Raw genomic sequence first — 15,411 nt, 5'->3', positions numbered from 1 at the left:
ACCCGCATACTCCTCTCGCCGTCCGCCTGGGAGGCGCGGGCGGAAGATCTACGCGTTCTCAGGGAGGAGATGCACATGCTCGACAAGGCACCCAACAAACGGCTCGCCGATCTTCTGGACAGGTTCGGCGGCGCCCTGTCGTCCGGCGATGTCGAGGCGGCCGTCGCCTGCTTTCAGGAAGATTGCTACTGGCGCGACCTCGTCGCCTTCACCTGGAACATCAAGACCATGGAAGGCCGCGACCAGGTCCGCGACATGCTGGAGAGCCAGCTCGCGCTCACCGGCCCCTCCGGCTGGCGGATCGCCGACGGCGAGGATGCGACCGAGACGGACGGGCTGCTTGAAGGCTGGATCCAGTTCGAGACCAAGGTCGCACGCGGCTTTGGTCAGATCCGTGTCAGGAACGGCCTGATCTGGACGCTTTTGACCACGATGGTCGAGCTGAAGGGCTTCGAGGAGCCCGCCGGCTTCGACCGACCGTTGGGCGCGAAGCACGGGGCTGCGAGGAACCGCCCGACCTGGAAGGAAGAGCGCGAGGCAGAGGCCGCCGAACTCGGCTACACGCGCCAGCCCTATTGCCTCATCATCGGCGGCGGCCAGGGCGGTATCGCGCTTGGCGCCCGCCTCAGGCAGCTCGGCGTCCCGACGATCATCGTCGAGAAGAACGAGCGCCCCGGCGATTCATGGCGCAAGCGCTACAAGTCGCTCTGCCTGCACGATCCGGTCTGGTACGATCACCTCCCCTATATCGACTTCCCGAAAAACTGGCCGATCTTCTCGCCCAAGGACAAGATTGGCGACTGGCTCGAAATGTACGCCAAGGTGATGGAGCTCAACTACTGGACCTCGACCGAGGCCAAGAGCGCATCCTACGACGAGAAGAAGAAGGAATGGACCGTCGTCGTCACCCGCGACGGCAAGGAGATCACACTACGTCCGAAGCAGCTCGTGCTCGCCACAGGCATGTCCGCCAAGCCGAACATCCCGAAATTCAAGGGCATGGAGACATTCAAGGGCGAACAGCACCATTCGTCCAAGCATCCGGGACCCGACGCCTATAAGGGCAAGAAGGTGGTCGTGATCGGCTCCAACAACTCCGCCCACGACATCTGCGCAGCACTTTGGGAGGCCGGCGTCGACGTGACGATGGTGCAGCGCTCCTCCACCCACATCGTGCGCTCCGACACGCTGATGGAGATCGGCCTCGGTGCGCTCTATTCCGAACAGGCGGTACGGTCGGGCATCACGACCGCCAAGGCCGACCTGATCTTCGCCTCCCTGCCCTACAAGATCCTGCACGAGTTCCAGATTCCGCTCTATCAGCAGATGAAGGAGCGTGACGCGGAGTTCTACAAGGGCCTGGAGAAGGCCGGCTTCAAGCTCGACTGGGGCGACGACGGCTCGGGCCTGTTCATGAAATACCTCAGGCGCGGCTCGGGCTACTACATCGACATCGGCGCCTCGCAGCTGATCATCGACGGCGAGATCAAGCTGAAGAGCGGCCAGGTCGCCGAAATCACCGAGGACGCGGTCGTCCTGGAGGACGGCACGAAGATCCCGGCGGACGTCATCGTCTACGCCACCGGCTACGGCTCCATGAACGGCTGGGCCGCCGAGTTGATCTCACAGGAGGTCGCCGACAAGGTGGGAAAATGCTGGGGCCTGGGCTCTGCCACCACCAAAGACCCCGGCCCGTGGGAAGGCGAGCAGCGCAACATGTGGAAGCCGACGCAGCAGGAGGCGCTCTGGTTCCACGGTGGCAACCTGCACCAGTCGCGCCACTACTCGCAGTTCCTGGCGCTACAGCTCAAAGCCCGTATGGAAGGGATCCCGACGCCGGTCTACGGGCTGCAGAAGGTGCATCACCTGCGCTGAGGCAAGACGGCACACGGACCAAAGGCTCCCACAATGGGAGCCTTTGCAGGCCCGTCTCCTTTTTTCGCGTTGTTTCAAATGCCGCCTTTTCCATAAACCCACCGTCAACCATCCCGTCACACGCCGCCTTAACCGCGACGCGCTAGAAATCCCGGTTGGGGCCGGAGACGAGCGATGTTCAAGGAACACGAGGGCGATTTGACCGAGCGGAATGCGCCGCCGGTGCGCGACGCGGCGCAGGAGGCCGCCCGCATCCTCGGCCATGTCATCCAGTGCGACGGCGCGCATGCAACCATCGCAACCACCGCCGCCGGCAACAAGAGCCAGGAGGCCGGCCAGTGGTCGGTCGGCAAGTTCATTTCCATCAGCCTGCCGAACACCCGCACCGTCGGCCTCGTCCACGACGTCCATGTCGACGGACCGTGGCACGAGGAGGCCGACAACCGCATGCTGGTGCATGTCGATCTGATCGGCGAGGTGCGCGACGGCCAGGACGGCGCGCGCCCGGTCTTCGACCGCGGCATCGCGAAATATCCGCATATCGGAGCGATCGCTCACCGCATCCGCCAGCGCGACCTTGCCGCGATCTACGAGATCGGCGGCGATGACGCGGTCCCGGTCGGCAATCTTTCGCAGGACGAAAGCGTGTCGGCGAACGTCGCGATGGGGCGCACGCTCAACCGCCACTTCGCCGTCGTCGGCTCGACGGGCGTCGGCAAGTCCAGCGCGGTATCGCTGCTGCTGCACAAGGCGATCGAGGCGCGGCCGAACCTGCGCGTCCTGATCCTCGACCCGCACAACGAATTCGCAAGCGCCTTTCCCGACGTGTCGATCACGCTCGATTCCGAGACGCTCGACCTGCCGTTCTGGATGTTCCGCCTCGAGGAACTGGTCGAGGTGCTCTATCTCGGCCGCGATCCGATCGTCGAGGAGGTCGAGCTGCTGCGCGACCTGATCCCGGCGGCGAAGCAAGAAAATCGCGGCGCGGGCAACGTGTCGCTGCGCCGGAGCTCCGAGCCCGGCGGCATCACGGCCGACACGCCGGTGCCCTACCGCATGGCCGACCTGATGCGCATCCTCGATGACCGCATGGGCATGCTCGACAGCAAGGACCTCAGGCCGATCTACCGCGCCCTGCGGCAGCGCCTCGATGCCGGCATGCGCGATCCCCGCTTCCGCTTCATGTTCGGCTCGCGCATCATCGAGGACAACATCACCGCCGCGATCGGCCGGATCTTCCGCATCCCGGCGCAAGGCAAGCCGGTGACCTGCTTCCAGATGGCGGGCATGCCCTCCGAGGTGGTCAACGCGGTCTGCTCCGTGCTCGCGCGGCTCGCCTTCGACCTGACGCTGTGGGGCGACGGCAAGATTGAGTTGCTCCTGCTGTGCGAGGAGGCGCACCGCTACATGCCGGTCGATCCGCGCATGGGCTTCGCGCCGACCCGCCACGCGCTGGCGCGCATCGCCAAGGAAGGCCGTAAATATGGCTGCTACCTCGGCATCGTCACCCAGCGGCCAGGCGAACTCGACCCGACCATCTTCTCGCAGTGCTCGACCGTCTTCGCCATGCGCCTGCCGAACGAGCAGGACCAGGCGATCATCCGCTCGGCAATCTCGGATGCCTCCGCCTCGGCGCTCGCCTTCCTGTCCTCGATGGGCCAGCGGGAGTGCATCGCCTTCGGCGACGGCGTCGCGGCGACGATGCGGATGAAGTTCGAGGTCCTCGACCGCCGCTACATCCCCGGCTCCGCCGTGCGCGACCACACAGAGGATGCGGTGGTGCAGGACATCGATCTCAACACCATCGTCGAGCGCATGCGCAGCGGCGGCCGCGACAGCATCAGCGACGAGGTCTGGTCCAACGCAAGCGTCCCCGGCGCGCCGGCAGCCGGCGGCCCCGAACAGCGCCCCAGCCTCGCCAGGCTCTCGCCCTATGTCGACGAGCCGATCCGCCAGGAGCGGCGGCCGGACGGGAGGCTGTTTGGGTAGGCAGTAGGCAGTAGGCAGTAGGCAGTAGGCAGTAGGCAGTAGGCAGTAGGCAGTAGGAGGATTGTCCGGCCGTCGCACGTCGACAAGCCTGTTCCCTACTGCCTACTGCCTACTCACTACTGCCTCACCTCACGCACAGACCCTGTTCCGCCCCAGGCGCTTGGCCTCGTAGAGCATGCGGTCTGCCCGGCGGTAGAACTGCTCGGCGCTTTCCTTGCCGTCCCAGATCGCGATGCCGATGCTGGTCGTCACCCTGAGCCGGATGTTGCCGGTCGTGACCGTCAGTGCCGCGATCGCCTTGCGGATGCGCTCGGCGAGCTTGATCAGCATGTCGGTGTCCATGTTGGGCGCGACGACGGCGAATTCCTCGCCGCCCAGCCGCGCGACCACGTCGTGATAGCGGGTGAACTCGCGCAGGCACCCAGCCACGACCCGCAGCACCTCGTCGCCGACATCGTGGCCGTGCGTGTCGTTGACCGTCTTGAAATGATCGAGGTCGAGGATCAACAGCCCCACGGGCTTGCCGATGCGGCGGAACTCGCCCAGATATTCGCGCAGCGCGTCGTCGAAATAGCGCCGGTTCTGCATGCCCGTCAGGCCGTCCGTCAGAGCCGCGTGCTCCAGCGTCTCGGAGCGGGCGCTGAGCGATTCGGTCATCGCCCTCAGCTTGCCCTCCTCGCGCACCTGCTTGCGGATCAGCGGATAGATGAAGAAGACGCCGAAGATGCTCGCCGTCGCGAGCAGCACGCCAGTGCCGAAGATCAGCTGCGCAAGCAGGCCCAGATTGCCGGCCAGTTCCCCCGGGTCGCGCGATTCGCCCGTATAGCCGAGCACGGAATTGGCATAAGCAAGGCACGCGCCGGCGGCGAGCACCAGCACGATGAACACGAAGAACGCCGATTCCGATTTGTGGAAGCGCATCATCCCCTCAGGTTGCCGCCCCTTCTAGTTCAAACCCGGATGATCGCAACACCTATCGCCACAACCTCCACTTGAATACGGCCCTTAGGTCAACAAAGCTTTATCCCGCGGCGAAATCGGCCGCAAAACAGTCGCCATCGAGGGCCGCGAGCCGCCTCCATTCGGGGCCTAGCTGGTTGCGGAACCAGGTCAGCTGTCGCTTGGCATATTGCCGCGTCGCCGCCTGGACCCGCGGAATGGCGTCGGCAAGCCCGCACGTATCGTCCAGCACGTCCGCGAACTCCGGCACGCCGATCGCCTTCATGGCCGGCAGGGCCGGATCGAGCCTGAGCCTGCGCAAACGCCGCACCTCCTCCACTGCGCCCTCCTCGACCATCCGCTCGACCCGCGCGTCGATCCGCCGGTGCAGCACCGCCCGGTCGATGTCGAGCACGATGCGTGTGACGCTAGCGGGATCGACCAACGGCGGTGCCGTCTGCGACTGCCAGTGCCGGATCGAACGGCCCGACGCGTCCAGCACTTCCAGCGCACGGGCGATCCGCTGGCCGTCCGTCGGGCGCAGGCCCGCTGCTGCCTCAGCATCCCGCTCCGTGAGAATCTCATGCAACCGCCCGGGCCCCTCGCGCACCAGACGCTCGCGCCAGCCTTCCCTGATCGCGGCGGGAATTTGCGGCATCTCGGACAGGCCGCCGAGCAGCGCGCGGAAATAAAGCCCGGTCCCGCCAACGAAAATCGGCCGGCGTCCTTCCAGCGCGCCGCTTGCGGCGAGCCCCTCGACATCGCGGGTCCATTCCCCCGTCGAATAGGACGTGGCGGGGTCGACATGGCCATAGAGGTGATGGGGAGCAGCGGTCAGGTCCGCCGCGTCCGGTCGCGCGGTCAGCACCCGCAGCACGTCGTAAACCTGCATGGAATCCGCATTGACGATCGCGCCGCCGATCCGCCGGGCCACCTCGAGCGCCAGCGCCGACTTGCCGCTCGCCGTCGGTCCCGCTATCAGGACCGCGCCCCTGAGCGGCAGTCCGCCGCCCGACGCGCCGGAATCCTCCATGACCTCTCTCGTTGCCACCTTGATCTCGCATCCCTCGCGGCCCGCGCTCACAGCGGACCTCGCGAATAGCGCCTGTCGCGCCGTCGGCGCAAGCGCGGCCGACTGGCTGGCCGATGGCGTCGCCTGCGATATCCCGCTTCCCGAAGGCCTTTCCGCCGCTGATGCAACCGCAGCCCTGGCAAACGCTCTGTCCGGCGCCGGTATCGATATCGCGGTGCAGGAGGTGCACAATCGCCGCAAGCAACTTCTGATTGCCGACATGGATTCGACCATGATCGACCAGGAGTGCATTGACGAGCTCGCCGACCTTGTCGGCGTGAAAGAGCATGTAGCGGCCATCACCGCCCGGTCGATGAATGGCGAGATCGCCTTCGAGCCGGCGCTGCGCGAGCGCGTCGCGCTTCTGAAAGGCCTGCCGGCGAGCGTCGTCGGCGATGTGATCGAAAAGCGCATCACGCTCGCCTCGGGCGGCACCGCGCTGGTTCGAACCATGCGCGCCCACGGCGCATGGACCGCGCTCGTCTCTGGCGGCTTCACCGTCTTTACCGGTCCGGTCGCCGCGATGATCGGCTTCGACGAGAACATCGCCAACATATTGCACGAGGCCGACGGCAAGCTCGCCGGCACCGTCGCCGAGCCGATCCTCGGCCGTGCTGCCAAGGCCGAGGCCCTGACGTCGATCTCGGCGCGCCTGGGCATCACACCGGCCGAGGCCATCGCCGTCGGCGACGGCGCCAACGATCTCGACATGCTCCAGCTGGCCGGCACCGGCGTCGCGCTGCACGCCAAGCCCGCGGTCGCCGCGCAGGCGAAAATCCGCATCGACCACGGCGACCTTACCGCCCTGCTCTACCTGCAAGGCTACCGCCGCTCCGATTTCCGCGATTGATCTCGCCGACGCACAATGCGCTGGCGGGCTCTTCCTTGCGTCCGCCGCTAACCGGGAGTTCCAGCCGGTGGGTCGACCTTGTCCCGGAAAACCAGAACGCACGGTTTCAACTCTGCCGCCAGCCGGCGGGCGGCCTCGATCGACGCGACGGCGAGAGCAGGGTCGAAGTTGTCGTAGTTGTGGGTTGCCCGGTGCCTGAACCGCCTGGTCTCGTCGACGTCTCGGGCAACTTCAGGCGGAAGGATTGCCGGACGAACATGGCCGGGTGTCTTGACCTCCCTGGAGACCCGTCTAACGAGATCCGCATGTGAATTCTCGCCGACGGGCACTTCCTCCCCCAGTATCTCCAGTATTCGCCTTAAAGCGCCTTCGAGGGAATTGTGGGCGGATTGCATGGCATGGAGGAACGCCATGGTGGCTCGATATCCCGTGATGTCATCGGCATCGAACCCGCCCTCATCGTAGAGCTGCGCCGCATTGCCGAAGTGGCGGCAGGCGGAATTGAGGTCATCCTCGACTTCGATCCACCGGGCGTCCGTCATGACAGGACAAGCCCCTGCGCATGAACACGTTCGACGAAGCTCGCCTTCGTGGTACGGGCATCATGGACGTCCAGAGGGACTGCAAGCCTCGCGCAGGCATCCTCCACAAACCGCCAGGCATCCGCTGTGCGGTCGGCGGGAAAATCGATCAGCACATCCAGGTCGCTGTCGAAGCGCATCGTGTCCGTCGCGTACGAGCCGAAAATGACGAACCGGCCGCCATGCTTCCGGGCGTATTCGTCAAGTTCGCGGACCACATCGTCGGCAGCACGCTTGCGGCGTGCCGCCTCGGCGGCCTTTCTCTCGGTTAAGGTCGTAACTCTCATCGGAATACACCTGGATCGGGCATTCCCTGTTCCCTGCCTTCGGCATGGTTCAGGGTAGCCCAAGACCACACATGTATCCATTGATCGCCCGCGAGAGGCAACCTTCCTGACGGACACGCCCCCGGTCATGGGCCGCGGCCGCCCTCAACGTGCGAAACGCGTCCCCGCTCAGTTCATCGGCACCGGCACGAAGCGCAGTTCGCCTGATTTCGACGCCAGCATCAGAAGCGCGCTCTTGCGGCCCTGGCCCTTCAGCGTGTTGATCCGGTCGAGCACGTCCTTCGGCGTCGACACCGATTCCTGCGCGATCTCGGCGATCACGTCGCCGGCCATCACACCCTTCTCGGCCGCCGGCGAATTCGGGTTCACCTCGGTCACCACCACGCCGGTCACGTCTTCCGAAATGCCGAACTTCGCGCGCAGCTCGTCGTCCAGCTCGCCCACCGTCATGCCGAGCACGCTTGCGGTGGACACGGGCGCGTCCTCGCCCTGCTCCAGCTTGCCGGCGCTCTCGTCGTTCGAGGCGAGCTTCTCGCCGTCCTCGAGCCGGCCGAGCGTCACCTGGACGGTCTGCTCCTTGCCCTCGCGGACGATGACGATCTCGACCGTCTTGCCGACCGGGCTTTCGGCCACGGCGCGCGGCAGGTCGTTCATCGCCTTGATGTCACGGCCGTCGAACTTCACGATCACGTCGCCGGCCTGGACCGAGCCGTTGTCGACCGGCCCACCCTTGATCACGCCGGAGACCAGCGCGCCCTTGGCGCTGTCCATGCCGAGGCTCTCGGCGATCTCGTCCGACACTTCCTGGATGCGCACGCCCAGCCAGCCGCGGGAAGTCTGGCCGAACTCGCGCAGCTGGCTCACCACGCCCGACGCCATTTTCGCAGGGATCGAGAAGCCGATGCCGATCGAGCCGCCCGACGGCGAGATGATCGCGGTGTTGATGCCGATGACCTCGCCCTGCATGTTGAACAGCGGGCCGCCGGAATTGCCGCGGTTGATCGCCGCGTCCGTCTGGATGAAGTCGTCATAGGGGCCGGCATTGATGTCGCGGTTGCGCGCCGAGACGATGCCGACGGTCACCGTGCCGCCGAGGCCGAACGGATTGCCGATCGCCATCACCCAGTCGCCGACGCGCACCTTGTCGGAATCGCCGAAGCTCACGGCCTTGAGCTTCTTCAGCTTCGGGTCCACCTCCAGCACCGCGAGGTCGGTCTTGGTGTCGCGGCCCTTCAGCGTTGCCTTGAGTTTCGAACCGTCGGAGAAATTGACCTCGATCTCGTCGGCATCCGCGATGACGTGGTTGTTGGTCACGATGATGCCGGCCTCGGCATCGAGCACGAAGCCGGAGCCGAGCGACTGCACCTTCTGGCTGCCGCCGCCCTCGCCGCGGCGGTTCTTGAAATAGTCGTCGAAGAAATCCTGGAACGGAGAGCCTTCGGGCAGTTCCGGCGGCTTCACGCCCGGCTCGTCGCTGCCGGCCACCGTCTGCGAGGTCGAGATATTCACGACCGATTCGAGCAGCCGCTCGGCAAGGTCGGCGACCGAGGCTGGCCCCTGCGGCTGGGCGGCGAGCTGCTGCGCTTCGGCAGGTGCCACCGCGGCCGGAAGCGCTGCGAGGCCGAGGGCGCCCGCCATCAGCGAAGCGCCGACGGCGCGACGGATGCGGATGAAGGAGGTGGCTGCGTTCATCTGGGTGCCTTCCGTGGGCTTCCGTTCGGGGCAAGGATCTGACCGGGGACGGGCCGGCATGTCGTCGATGAGAAATAGGGCATGTTGTCCGTAAGAAATACGGCGCGTTTGCGGCTCGGTCACCCGTCCACGGCGGCGGAGCCGCCCGCTTGCCGTAAATCCTGCGTTACCCGCGCACCAGCCAGACGATGAAGACACCGGCGGCGATCGCGAGAAGACCGGTGATCCGTAGCAGATTCTCCGGCGCCTGGGTGGCCTCCGCGGCCACCCGCTTCGCAAAAGCAGGAAAGCCTCCGTAAAGGAGGCCTTCTATGACGAGCACAAGCCCGACGGCTGCCAGGAAATCCTGCACGTCGGCCGCTTACTGGGCGGCCGGCGCGGGGATGGCGCTCGTGGCGCCCGGTGCGGGAGCCGGCGCCGGGGCGGCGGGACCGCCGTTCGAATCCTGGAAGTATTTGAAGAATTCCGAGTCCGGCGACAGCACCATCGTCGTGCCGGAATTCTGCAGGGCCGCCGAGTAGGCCGACATCGAGCGGTAGAACTCGAAGAAGGCCGGATCGCGCTGGAAGGCGTCCGCGAAGACCGCGTTGCGCTGGGCTTCGCCCTCGCCGCGCAGGATCTCGGATTCCTTGTTGGCCTCGGCGACGATCTCGACCACCTCACGGTCGGCGCGGGCGCGGATGCGCTGCGCCGCCTCGCGGCCGCGAGCCCGCAACCGCTCGGCCTCGGCCAGACGCTCGGCCTTCATGCGGTCGTAGGTCTGCTGCGAGACTTCCTGGGTGAGGTCGGTCCGGCGGATGCGCACGTCCTCGATCGCGAGGCCGAGCGACGTGGCGTCGGGACGAAGCTGGTCGCGCACCTCGCGCATCATCGAGGCGCGCTCTTCCGAAAGCGCCGATTCGAAGCCGCGCAAACCGTAGACCCGACGCAGCGCCGCGTCGAGACGCGTGCGCAGCCGCTGTTCGGCCAGCTGCACGTCGCCGGACACGGCCTGACGGAACACCCTCGGATCCTGGATGCGGAACGCGACGAAGGCGTCGACCTCGTAGAACTTGCCGCCCGAGACCTGGACGCGGATGTCGTCGAGGTCGAAGCGCAGCAGCCGGTCGTCGATGATCTGCACCGTATCGGCGTCGAGGAAGCCGAACGGCGCCTTGAAGTAGATGCCCGGCTCCCGCTTGACGTCGACGATCTCGCCGAAGCGCAGCACGATCGCCTGCTGGCGCTCGTTGACGATGAAGAAGGAGGAAAACGCGATGAGCAGCACGATGACGGCTGCGACCGCGATTATCGTGAGACGGTTGGCCATCAGTTGTTTCCTCCCGTCGCGCGCTTCTGCAGCTCAGGCAACGGCAGATAGGGCACGACGCCCTGCCCGCTGCCCTGCTCGACGATCACCTTGTTCGCGCCGCCATAGACCTTCTCCATCGTCTCGAGGAAGAGGCGCTTGCGCGTCACGTCGGGCGCCTTGGCGTATTCGTCGTAGACGGAGATGAAGCGCTGCGCCTCACCCTCGGCCTCCTGGACGACCCGGTTCTTGTAGGCGGCTGCCTCTTCGCGGACCTGCGCCGCCTCGCCGCGTGCCTGGCCGAGCTTCTGGTTGGAATACTGGTTCGATTCCTCGACGAAGCGGTCCTCGTCCTGTTCGGCGCGCTGCACCTCGTCGAACGCGTCGGCAACCTCGCGCGGAGGTGCGGCGTCCTCGATCGAGATGGCGTTGACCACCAGGCCCGACTGATACTGGTCGAGCGTCCCCTGAATGATGGTGCGCACGGAATCGGCGATGCCCTGGCGGTCGTCGCGGAAAATGTCCTGCGCCGGGCGGCGGCCGACGGCCTCGCGCATCGCGCTCTCGGCCACCTGCCGGATCATTTCCTCGGGCTCGGCGACGTTGAACAGGAACTGGCGCGGATCGGCCACCTGGTAGGCAACCGAGAACTTGACGTTGACGATGTTCTGGTCGCCCGAAAGCATCAGGCCGGAGGCATTGTTGCCGCGATCCTCGCCGATGTTCACCAGCCGCTCAGCCGTCTTGGCAATCTCGACCGTTTCGATCGGCCACCAGTGAAAATGCAGGCCCGGCCGCGACAGCTCTTCCTTCGGCTTGCCGAATCGGAGTTCGACGGCCACCTCGTCGGGCTGGACAGTGTAGATCGACTGGAAGCCCCAGAGCGCCACCAGCGCGGCGATACCCAGCGCGATGAAGGCCGGATTGAAGCCGCCTCCGCCCGGAAGCGCGTTCTTCAGGCGGTCCTGGCCGCGCCGGATGATCTCCTCGAGATCGGGCGGCGTGTTCTGTGGTCCCCCGGGTCCACGCGGACCCTGGCCCCACGGGCCACCGCCGTTACCGCCGCCGCCCCATGGGCCGCCGCCGCCACCGCTCTGATTGTTCCAGGGCATGAAATTCCTCTTGTTGCGAAACCACGCGCAGCGGTTGGTTCCGCAGCTAGTTCTGTTGGCACGGTTATAGGGATGCGGTGCCTGGCTTTCAACGCGAGCCGGCCAATTACGGCGGATTTCCGGTGCGACACTTCGCTAAAAGCGATTGCGAAGTTAATACAACGGGCCAGACGGGCGGTTTCCCGCCCCCACTCACCCCTGTTTGCGTTCGTAGACGCAATACCGCGTCGCATGGCTGTCGCGCTCCCCGGCGGGAACGTCCTCACAGGTTTTCGCCGTCCATACTGAAGCGTCGATCGCCGGAAAGCGCGTGTCTCCGGCGGGCTCGGCGAGCACGTGCGTGATGTGCAGCCGGTCGGCGAGCGGCAGCGCCTGGGCATAGATCTCGCCGCCGCCGATCACCGCGATCTCGTCGACGCCTGTCATGCAGCGGGCGCGCGCCGTCGCCAGGCGGATCGCCTCGTCCAGCGATCCCGCCGTCTCGACGCCTTCATGCGACCAGCCGCGGTCGCGCGTGACAACGATGTTCAGGCGGCCCGGCAACGGCTTGCCGATTCCCTCGAACGTCTTGCGACCCATGATCACCGGACGGCCCATCGTGCCGGCCTTGAAGCGCTTGAGATCGCTGGACAGCCGCCACGGCAGGCCGCCGTCGGCACCGATCACGCCGTTTTCGGCAACCGCTGCATGGATGACGACGTCCATGCCTACTGCGCCGCCGGCTTGTCGAGGATCAGGATCTCGATGTCCTTCTCCGGATAGAAATCCTCCGCGGTCATCTCGAAGGTGGTCGGGCCGGTCTTTTTCACGCCCTCGCCGCAGAAGCTGACCAGCGAATCCGGCTTGCCCTTGTCGATGGTGAGCTTGAACGTGCCGATATTGGTCGCCCAGTTCCCGCCCGTGGTCAGCACGTAGGAGATCCAGTTCTCGTAATAGGGCGTGACGTTCTCCTCCGCCGCGTTGACTGCCTTCTGCACCGCTTTCTCAAAGGCAGCGTCCATGCAGTATTTCTGCCGGTAGAGGTCGCGCTGCTCGCCTTGGACCGCACCATCGGTCACAAAGGTCAGCCCGACCGTCCCGCCGACGCTCGGCTTGTAGCTGTGGCGCACGTCGATTTGCTGCCCCTTCGGAAAGTTCATCTTCCACCAATAGGTCGACTTCAGCGTCCAGGAGGGAACGTAATGGTCCTTCATCCCCTCGCCAACGTCATAGGTGTCGATCATCACGACGCCGCGCGCGACCCAGTCGTCCAGCTTGTCCTGCTCTACCTTGGCCAGAGCCTGCTCGGCCGCGTCGCCATAGGGAAAAAGCGGGATGCCGGCCGCCTTGAGCTCGTCCGTGACGTCGACCTCGGCCGCGAAGACGCGCTGGTCGAGCGTCGGCTCGACCGCCTTGCCGTCGACCGTCACGGTGAAGTCGAGGAAATTGTCCGAAGCCATGTCAGGGATCGAGACTTCCGAATGCGGATCGGCGGCGATGTCCGGCATCGGGAACGCCACCACGCTTTCCACGTCGACGTCCGAAATGTTGCGGAACTTGTAGGCCACGCGCACCTCGCTGGGCGAGATGTAGAGATCCTCGCTCTCCATCGAGATCGAATCTGTGCGGACGAAGATCAGCCCGCCGGCCGCGAAATGCGCGCTGGTGTCGTTGGCGAGGGCCGATGCTGGAAGCACGACGGACAGGAAAGCGGCGGCGAGAAGCTTGCGCATGAATATGTGTCCCGATGGTTGGGTCCGAAGCGACGATAGACCTGAAATCGCTTCGCCGACAGACGCTTCGCTTTCATGACGGAGCATGCAGGTTTCGGCGCGGAAACGCGCCGCCCCGGACGGTTACACCGCGATCGGCGCCTTGATGTTCGGCTCCGCCTCGTACCCTTCCAGCCGGAAGTCGTCGTAGACGAAGTCGAAGAGGTCCGTCCTTGCCGGATTGATCCACATCGTCGGCAGCGGCTTCGGCGTGCGGGTCAGCTGAAGCCGCGCCTGCATGAAATGATTCTGGTAGATGTGCGCGTCGCCCAGCGTATGGACGAATTCGCCGGGCTTCAGATCCGTCACCTGCGCCACCATCATGGTCAGCAGCGCATAGGAGGCGATGTTGAACGGCACACCGAGGAAGATGTCGGCCGAGCGCTGGTAGAGCTGGCAGGAGAGCTTGCCGTCGGACACGTAGAACTGGAACAGGCAGTGGCACGGCGGCAGCGCCATCTCGTCCACCTCGGCCGGGTTCCAGGCCGACACGATCAGCCGGCGTGAATTCGGGTTGTTGCGGATCTGCTCGACCACGTTGGCGATCTGGTCGATCGTGCCGCCCTTGCCGTCCGGCCAAGACCGCCACTGCGCGCCATAGACCGGGCCCAGGTCGCCGTTCTCGTCGGCCCATTCGTCCCAGATCGTGACGCCGTTGTCGCGCAGGTAGCCGACATTGGTCTCGCCCTTCAGGAACCACAACAGTTCGTGGATGATCGACTTCAGGTGCAGCTTCTTGGTCGTCGTGACCGGAAAGCCGTCCGCGAGGTCGAAGCGCATCTGGTAGCCGAACACGCCGCGCGTGCCGGTTCCGGTCCGGTCGCCCCGGTCGAGGCCGTTGTCGAGCACATGGCTGAGAAGGTCGAGATACTGCTTCATGAGGGCCGCCGATTCTTGTCGCGCCATCCTACAGCAAGGCGGCTCCGGAGGCACGTCCGATCCTCGGCTTTCCCCAGCGCGGCGTCACCGCCGCAGCATCGGGCCGATCGTCTCGATCCGGTTCGTCCAGACATAGCCGTCGAACGGCGCGGGGATGCGCTCCGCGTCCTCGGCCGTGTCGATGCCCGCGGTGCCCATGTCGCCCGATGAATATGGGCCGAGGAGAATAATGCCGGTGCCGGCCGCGCGCATCCGTTCCTGGAACAGGTTCGGCCAGCCCCACAGCCAGGGCGCGACGTTGACGGGCAGCATCACCGTGGTATCGCGGCACGCTGGCGGCATGTATCCGCTCCAGCCGAGCGCAATATAGCGGCCGAGGCAGTCGACCAGGCTGCTCCGCGTCCAGCTCTTCGCCTGCGGCATCAGCTGCGCGGCCGCCCGGGTCGGCGGATCGCCGCCATAGACGCCCCACACCGCGGCCCGCCACGCCGGCCGCGCCGCGATCAGGTCCGCCAGCATGCGCCCTTCCCGCTCCTCCTTGCTCTTGAAGTTGACGAGGAAACGACCTTCGGGAACCGCCTCGAACACCTCTTCCAGCGACGGCATCAGGCCGACGCCCTTGCCTCGGAACGGAAACGTTCTGCCGCCGTCGGCCGTATAGCCGTAGCCGATGTCGAGCGCCTTGAGCGCGGCGAGGCTCTGCTCGCGCGTCACGCCCTTGCCCTCGGTGCGGCAATCGACCGTCCAGTCGTGCAGCACGGCGAAGCGGCCATCCGTGGTGGGATGCACGTCCAGCTCGACGATGTCGGCGCCGGCCGCGAAGGCCGCCTTCATCGACGGGATCGTGTTCTCGAGGAATTCGTGCGTCGGCGGATCCATCCGCTCGGCCGTGCACGTGTCGTTCTCGAGGTTGTCGCGGTTGAACGTCTGGTGGACGCCGCGATGCGCGATCAGCCTGAGATTGTCCTGCGGCAGTGATGCGCGCCACGACGCGTTCCCAAGATAGAGCGCAGCCAGAGCCAGTGCGAGCAGGCCGACGAGATATCGCATGAGGCAGGTTTCTCCATGAGCCCGCACGGCTAGAAGTGTGGCGCGG

At 65.8% G+C, this 15,411-nt stretch carries 15 protein-coding genes; 3 read left to right on the top strand and 12 right to left on the bottom strand.

Annotated elements, in window-relative coordinates; translation table 11 throughout:
- The first annotated feature begins 75 nt into the window (after nucleotides 1–75).
- The gene (locus tag B9Z03_RS16415) at nucleotides 76–1,875 is read left to right on the top strand and encodes an NAD(P)/FAD-dependent oxidoreductase (protein ID WP_085465190.1); all 1,800 of its coding nucleotides are present in this window, start codon (nucleotides 76–78) and stop codon (nucleotides 1,873–1,875) included.
- Nucleotides 1,876–2,049: 174 nt separating this feature from the next.
- On the top strand, nucleotides 2,050–3,864 hold the full coding sequence (locus B9Z03_RS16410; protein ID WP_085465189.1) for an ATP-binding protein: 1,815 nt from the start codon (nucleotides 2,050–2,052) through the stop codon (nucleotides 3,862–3,864).
- A gap of 129 nt (nucleotides 3,865–3,993) precedes the next feature.
- On the opposite strand, the gene B9Z03_RS16405 is transcribed toward B9Z03_RS16410, so the two are convergent.
- Together B9Z03_RS16405 and miaA are read right to left on the bottom strand one after the other, a co-directional pair.
- Nucleotides 3,994–4,785 (bottom strand): GGDEF domain-containing protein, encoded by a 792-nt coding sequence (locus B9Z03_RS16405; protein WP_085467702.1) that lies wholly within the window; start codon nucleotides 4,783–4,785, stop codon nucleotides 3,994–3,996.
- 100 nt (nucleotides 4,786–4,885) lie between these two features.
- A complete protein-coding gene (miaA, locus tag B9Z03_RS16400) occupies nucleotides 4,886–5,836 on the bottom strand; it encodes a tRNA (adenosine(37)-N6)-dimethylallyltransferase MiaA (RefSeq protein WP_244561914.1) in 951 nt (316 codons plus the stop codon).
- On the opposite strand from miaA, the gene serB reads away from it, so the two are divergent.
- Nucleotides 5,835–6,725, top strand: coding sequence for a phosphoserine phosphatase SerB (gene serB / locus B9Z03_RS16395; RefSeq protein WP_244561763.1), 891 nt, complete (start codon nucleotides 5,835–5,837; stop codon nucleotides 6,723–6,725). The two genes, miaA and serB, sit on opposite strands and share 2 nt — an antisense overlap.
- A 47-nt stretch (nucleotides 6,726–6,772) precedes the next feature.
- Here the strand turns inward: serB and B9Z03_RS16390 are convergent, their stop codons facing one another.
- From B9Z03_RS16390 to B9Z03_RS16345, 10 genes are all read right to left on the bottom strand, one after another.
- Nucleotides 6,773–7,267, bottom strand: a complete 495-nt coding sequence (locus B9Z03_RS16390) for a ribonuclease toxin HepT-like protein (protein ID WP_085465187.1) — start codon at nucleotides 7,265–7,267, stop codon at nucleotides 6,773–6,775.
- Nucleotides 7,264–7,593 (bottom strand): nucleotidyltransferase family protein, encoded by a 330-nt coding sequence (locus B9Z03_RS16385; protein WP_176247540.1) that lies wholly within the window; start codon nucleotides 7,591–7,593, stop codon nucleotides 7,264–7,266. Before B9Z03_RS16385 ends, B9Z03_RS16390 begins: the two co-directional genes overlap by 4 nt.
- A 168-nt stretch (nucleotides 7,594–7,761) precedes the next feature.
- Nucleotides 7,762–9,285, bottom strand: a complete 1,524-nt coding sequence (locus B9Z03_RS16380) for a DegQ family serine endoprotease (protein ID WP_085465185.1) — start codon at nucleotides 9,283–9,285, stop codon at nucleotides 7,762–7,764.
- A 166-nt stretch (nucleotides 9,286–9,451) separates the two neighbouring features.
- Entirely contained in the window at nucleotides 9,452–9,637 is a 186-nt protein-coding gene (locus B9Z03_RS16375) for a DUF2065 domain-containing protein (RefSeq protein WP_085465184.1), read from the bottom strand.
- Nucleotides 9,638–9,646: 9 nt separating this feature from the next.
- Nucleotides 9,647–10,594 (bottom strand): protease modulator HflC, encoded by a 948-nt coding sequence (gene hflC, locus B9Z03_RS16370; protein WP_085465183.1) that lies wholly within the window; start codon nucleotides 10,592–10,594, stop codon nucleotides 9,647–9,649.
- Entirely contained in the window at nucleotides 10,594–11,685 is a 1,092-nt protein-coding gene (hflK, locus tag B9Z03_RS16365; RefSeq protein ID WP_085465182.1) for an FtsH protease activity modulator HflK, read from the bottom strand. The genes hflC and hflK overlap by 1 nt, the downstream gene beginning before the upstream one ends.
- Nucleotides 11,686–11,877: 192 nt before the next feature.
- Nucleotides 11,878–12,390, bottom strand: a complete 513-nt coding sequence (locus B9Z03_RS16360) for a dihydrofolate reductase (protein WP_085465181.1) — start codon at nucleotides 12,388–12,390, stop codon at nucleotides 11,878–11,880.
- Between the two features lie 2 nt (nucleotides 12,391–12,392).
- On the bottom strand, nucleotides 12,393–13,397 hold the full coding sequence (locus B9Z03_RS16355; protein WP_085465180.1) for a DUF4424 domain-containing protein: 1,005 nt from the start codon (nucleotides 13,395–13,397) through the stop codon (nucleotides 12,393–12,395).
- A 123-nt stretch (nucleotides 13,398–13,520) separates the two neighbouring features.
- On the bottom strand, nucleotides 13,521–14,315 hold the full coding sequence (locus tag B9Z03_RS16350; RefSeq protein WP_085467700.1) for a thymidylate synthase: 795 nt from the start codon (nucleotides 14,313–14,315) through the stop codon (nucleotides 13,521–13,523).
- Nucleotides 14,316–14,399: 84 nt separating this feature from the next.
- Complete coding sequence (locus B9Z03_RS16345; RefSeq protein WP_085465179.1) at nucleotides 14,400–15,365, bottom strand: glycerophosphodiester phosphodiesterase family protein; 966 nt, start codon at nucleotides 15,363–15,365, stop codon at nucleotides 14,400–14,402.
- Nucleotides 15,366–15,411: the final 46 nt, after the last annotated feature.

Source organism: Mesorhizobium australicum, from assembly GCF_900177325.1.
GTDB lineage: Bacteria > Pseudomonadota > Alphaproteobacteria > Rhizobiales > Rhizobiaceae > Mesorhizobium_A > Mesorhizobium_A australicum_A.
Note: the sequence above shows the minus strand (reverse complement) of the source record. Positions and strands in the feature narration are given on the sequence as shown.

Bases quoted from the DNA above. Each gene is read 5' to 3' on its own strand.
- B9Z03_RS16415 (WP_085465190.1), top strand. From the start codon at position 76: ATGCTCGACAAGGCACCCAACAAACGGCTCGCCGATCTTCTGGACAGG.
- B9Z03_RS16410 (WP_085465189.1), top strand. From the start codon at position 2,050: ATGTTCAAGGAACACGAGGGCGATTTGACCGAGCGGAATGCGCCGCCG.
- B9Z03_RS16405 (WP_085467702.1), bottom strand. From the start codon at position 4,785: ATGCGCTTCCACAAATCGGAATCGGCGTTCTTCGTGTTCATCGTGCTG.
- serB (WP_244561763.1), top strand. From the start codon at position 5,835: ATGACCTCTCTCGTTGCCACCTTGATCTCGCATCCCTCGCGGCCCGCG.
- miaA (WP_244561914.1), bottom strand. From the start codon at position 5,836: ATGGAGGATTCCGGCGCGTCGGGCGGCGGACTGCCGCTCAGGGGCGCG.
- B9Z03_RS16390 (WP_085465187.1), bottom strand. From the start codon at position 7,267: ATGACGGACGCCCGGTGGATCGAAGTCGAGGATGACCTCAATTCCGCC.
- B9Z03_RS16385 (WP_176247540.1), bottom strand. From the start codon at position 7,593: ATGAGAGTTACGACCTTAACCGAGAGAAAGGCCGCCGAGGCGGCACGC.
- B9Z03_RS16380 (WP_085465185.1), bottom strand. From the start codon at position 9,285: ATGAACGCAGCCACCTCCTTCATCCGCATCCGTCGCGCCGTCGGCGCT.
- hflC (WP_085465183.1), bottom strand. From the start codon at position 10,594: ATGGCCAACCGTCTCACGATAATCGCGGTCGCAGCCGTCATCGTGCTG.
- hflK (WP_085465182.1), bottom strand. From the start codon at position 11,685: ATGCCCTGGAACAATCAGAGCGGTGGCGGCGGCGGCCCATGGGGCGGC.
- B9Z03_RS16360 (WP_085465181.1), bottom strand. From the start codon at position 12,390: ATGGACGTCGTCATCCATGCAGCGGTTGCCGAAAACGGCGTGATCGGT.
- B9Z03_RS16355 (WP_085465180.1), bottom strand. From the start codon at position 13,397: ATGCGCAAGCTTCTCGCCGCCGCTTTCCTGTCCGTCGTGCTTCCAGCA.
- B9Z03_RS16350 (WP_085467700.1), bottom strand. From the start codon at position 14,315: ATGAAGCAGTATCTCGACCTTCTCAGCCATGTGCTCGACAACGGCCTC.
- B9Z03_RS16345 (WP_085465179.1), bottom strand. From the start codon at position 15,365: ATGCGATATCTCGTCGGCCTGCTCGCACTGGCTCTGGCTGCGCTCTAT.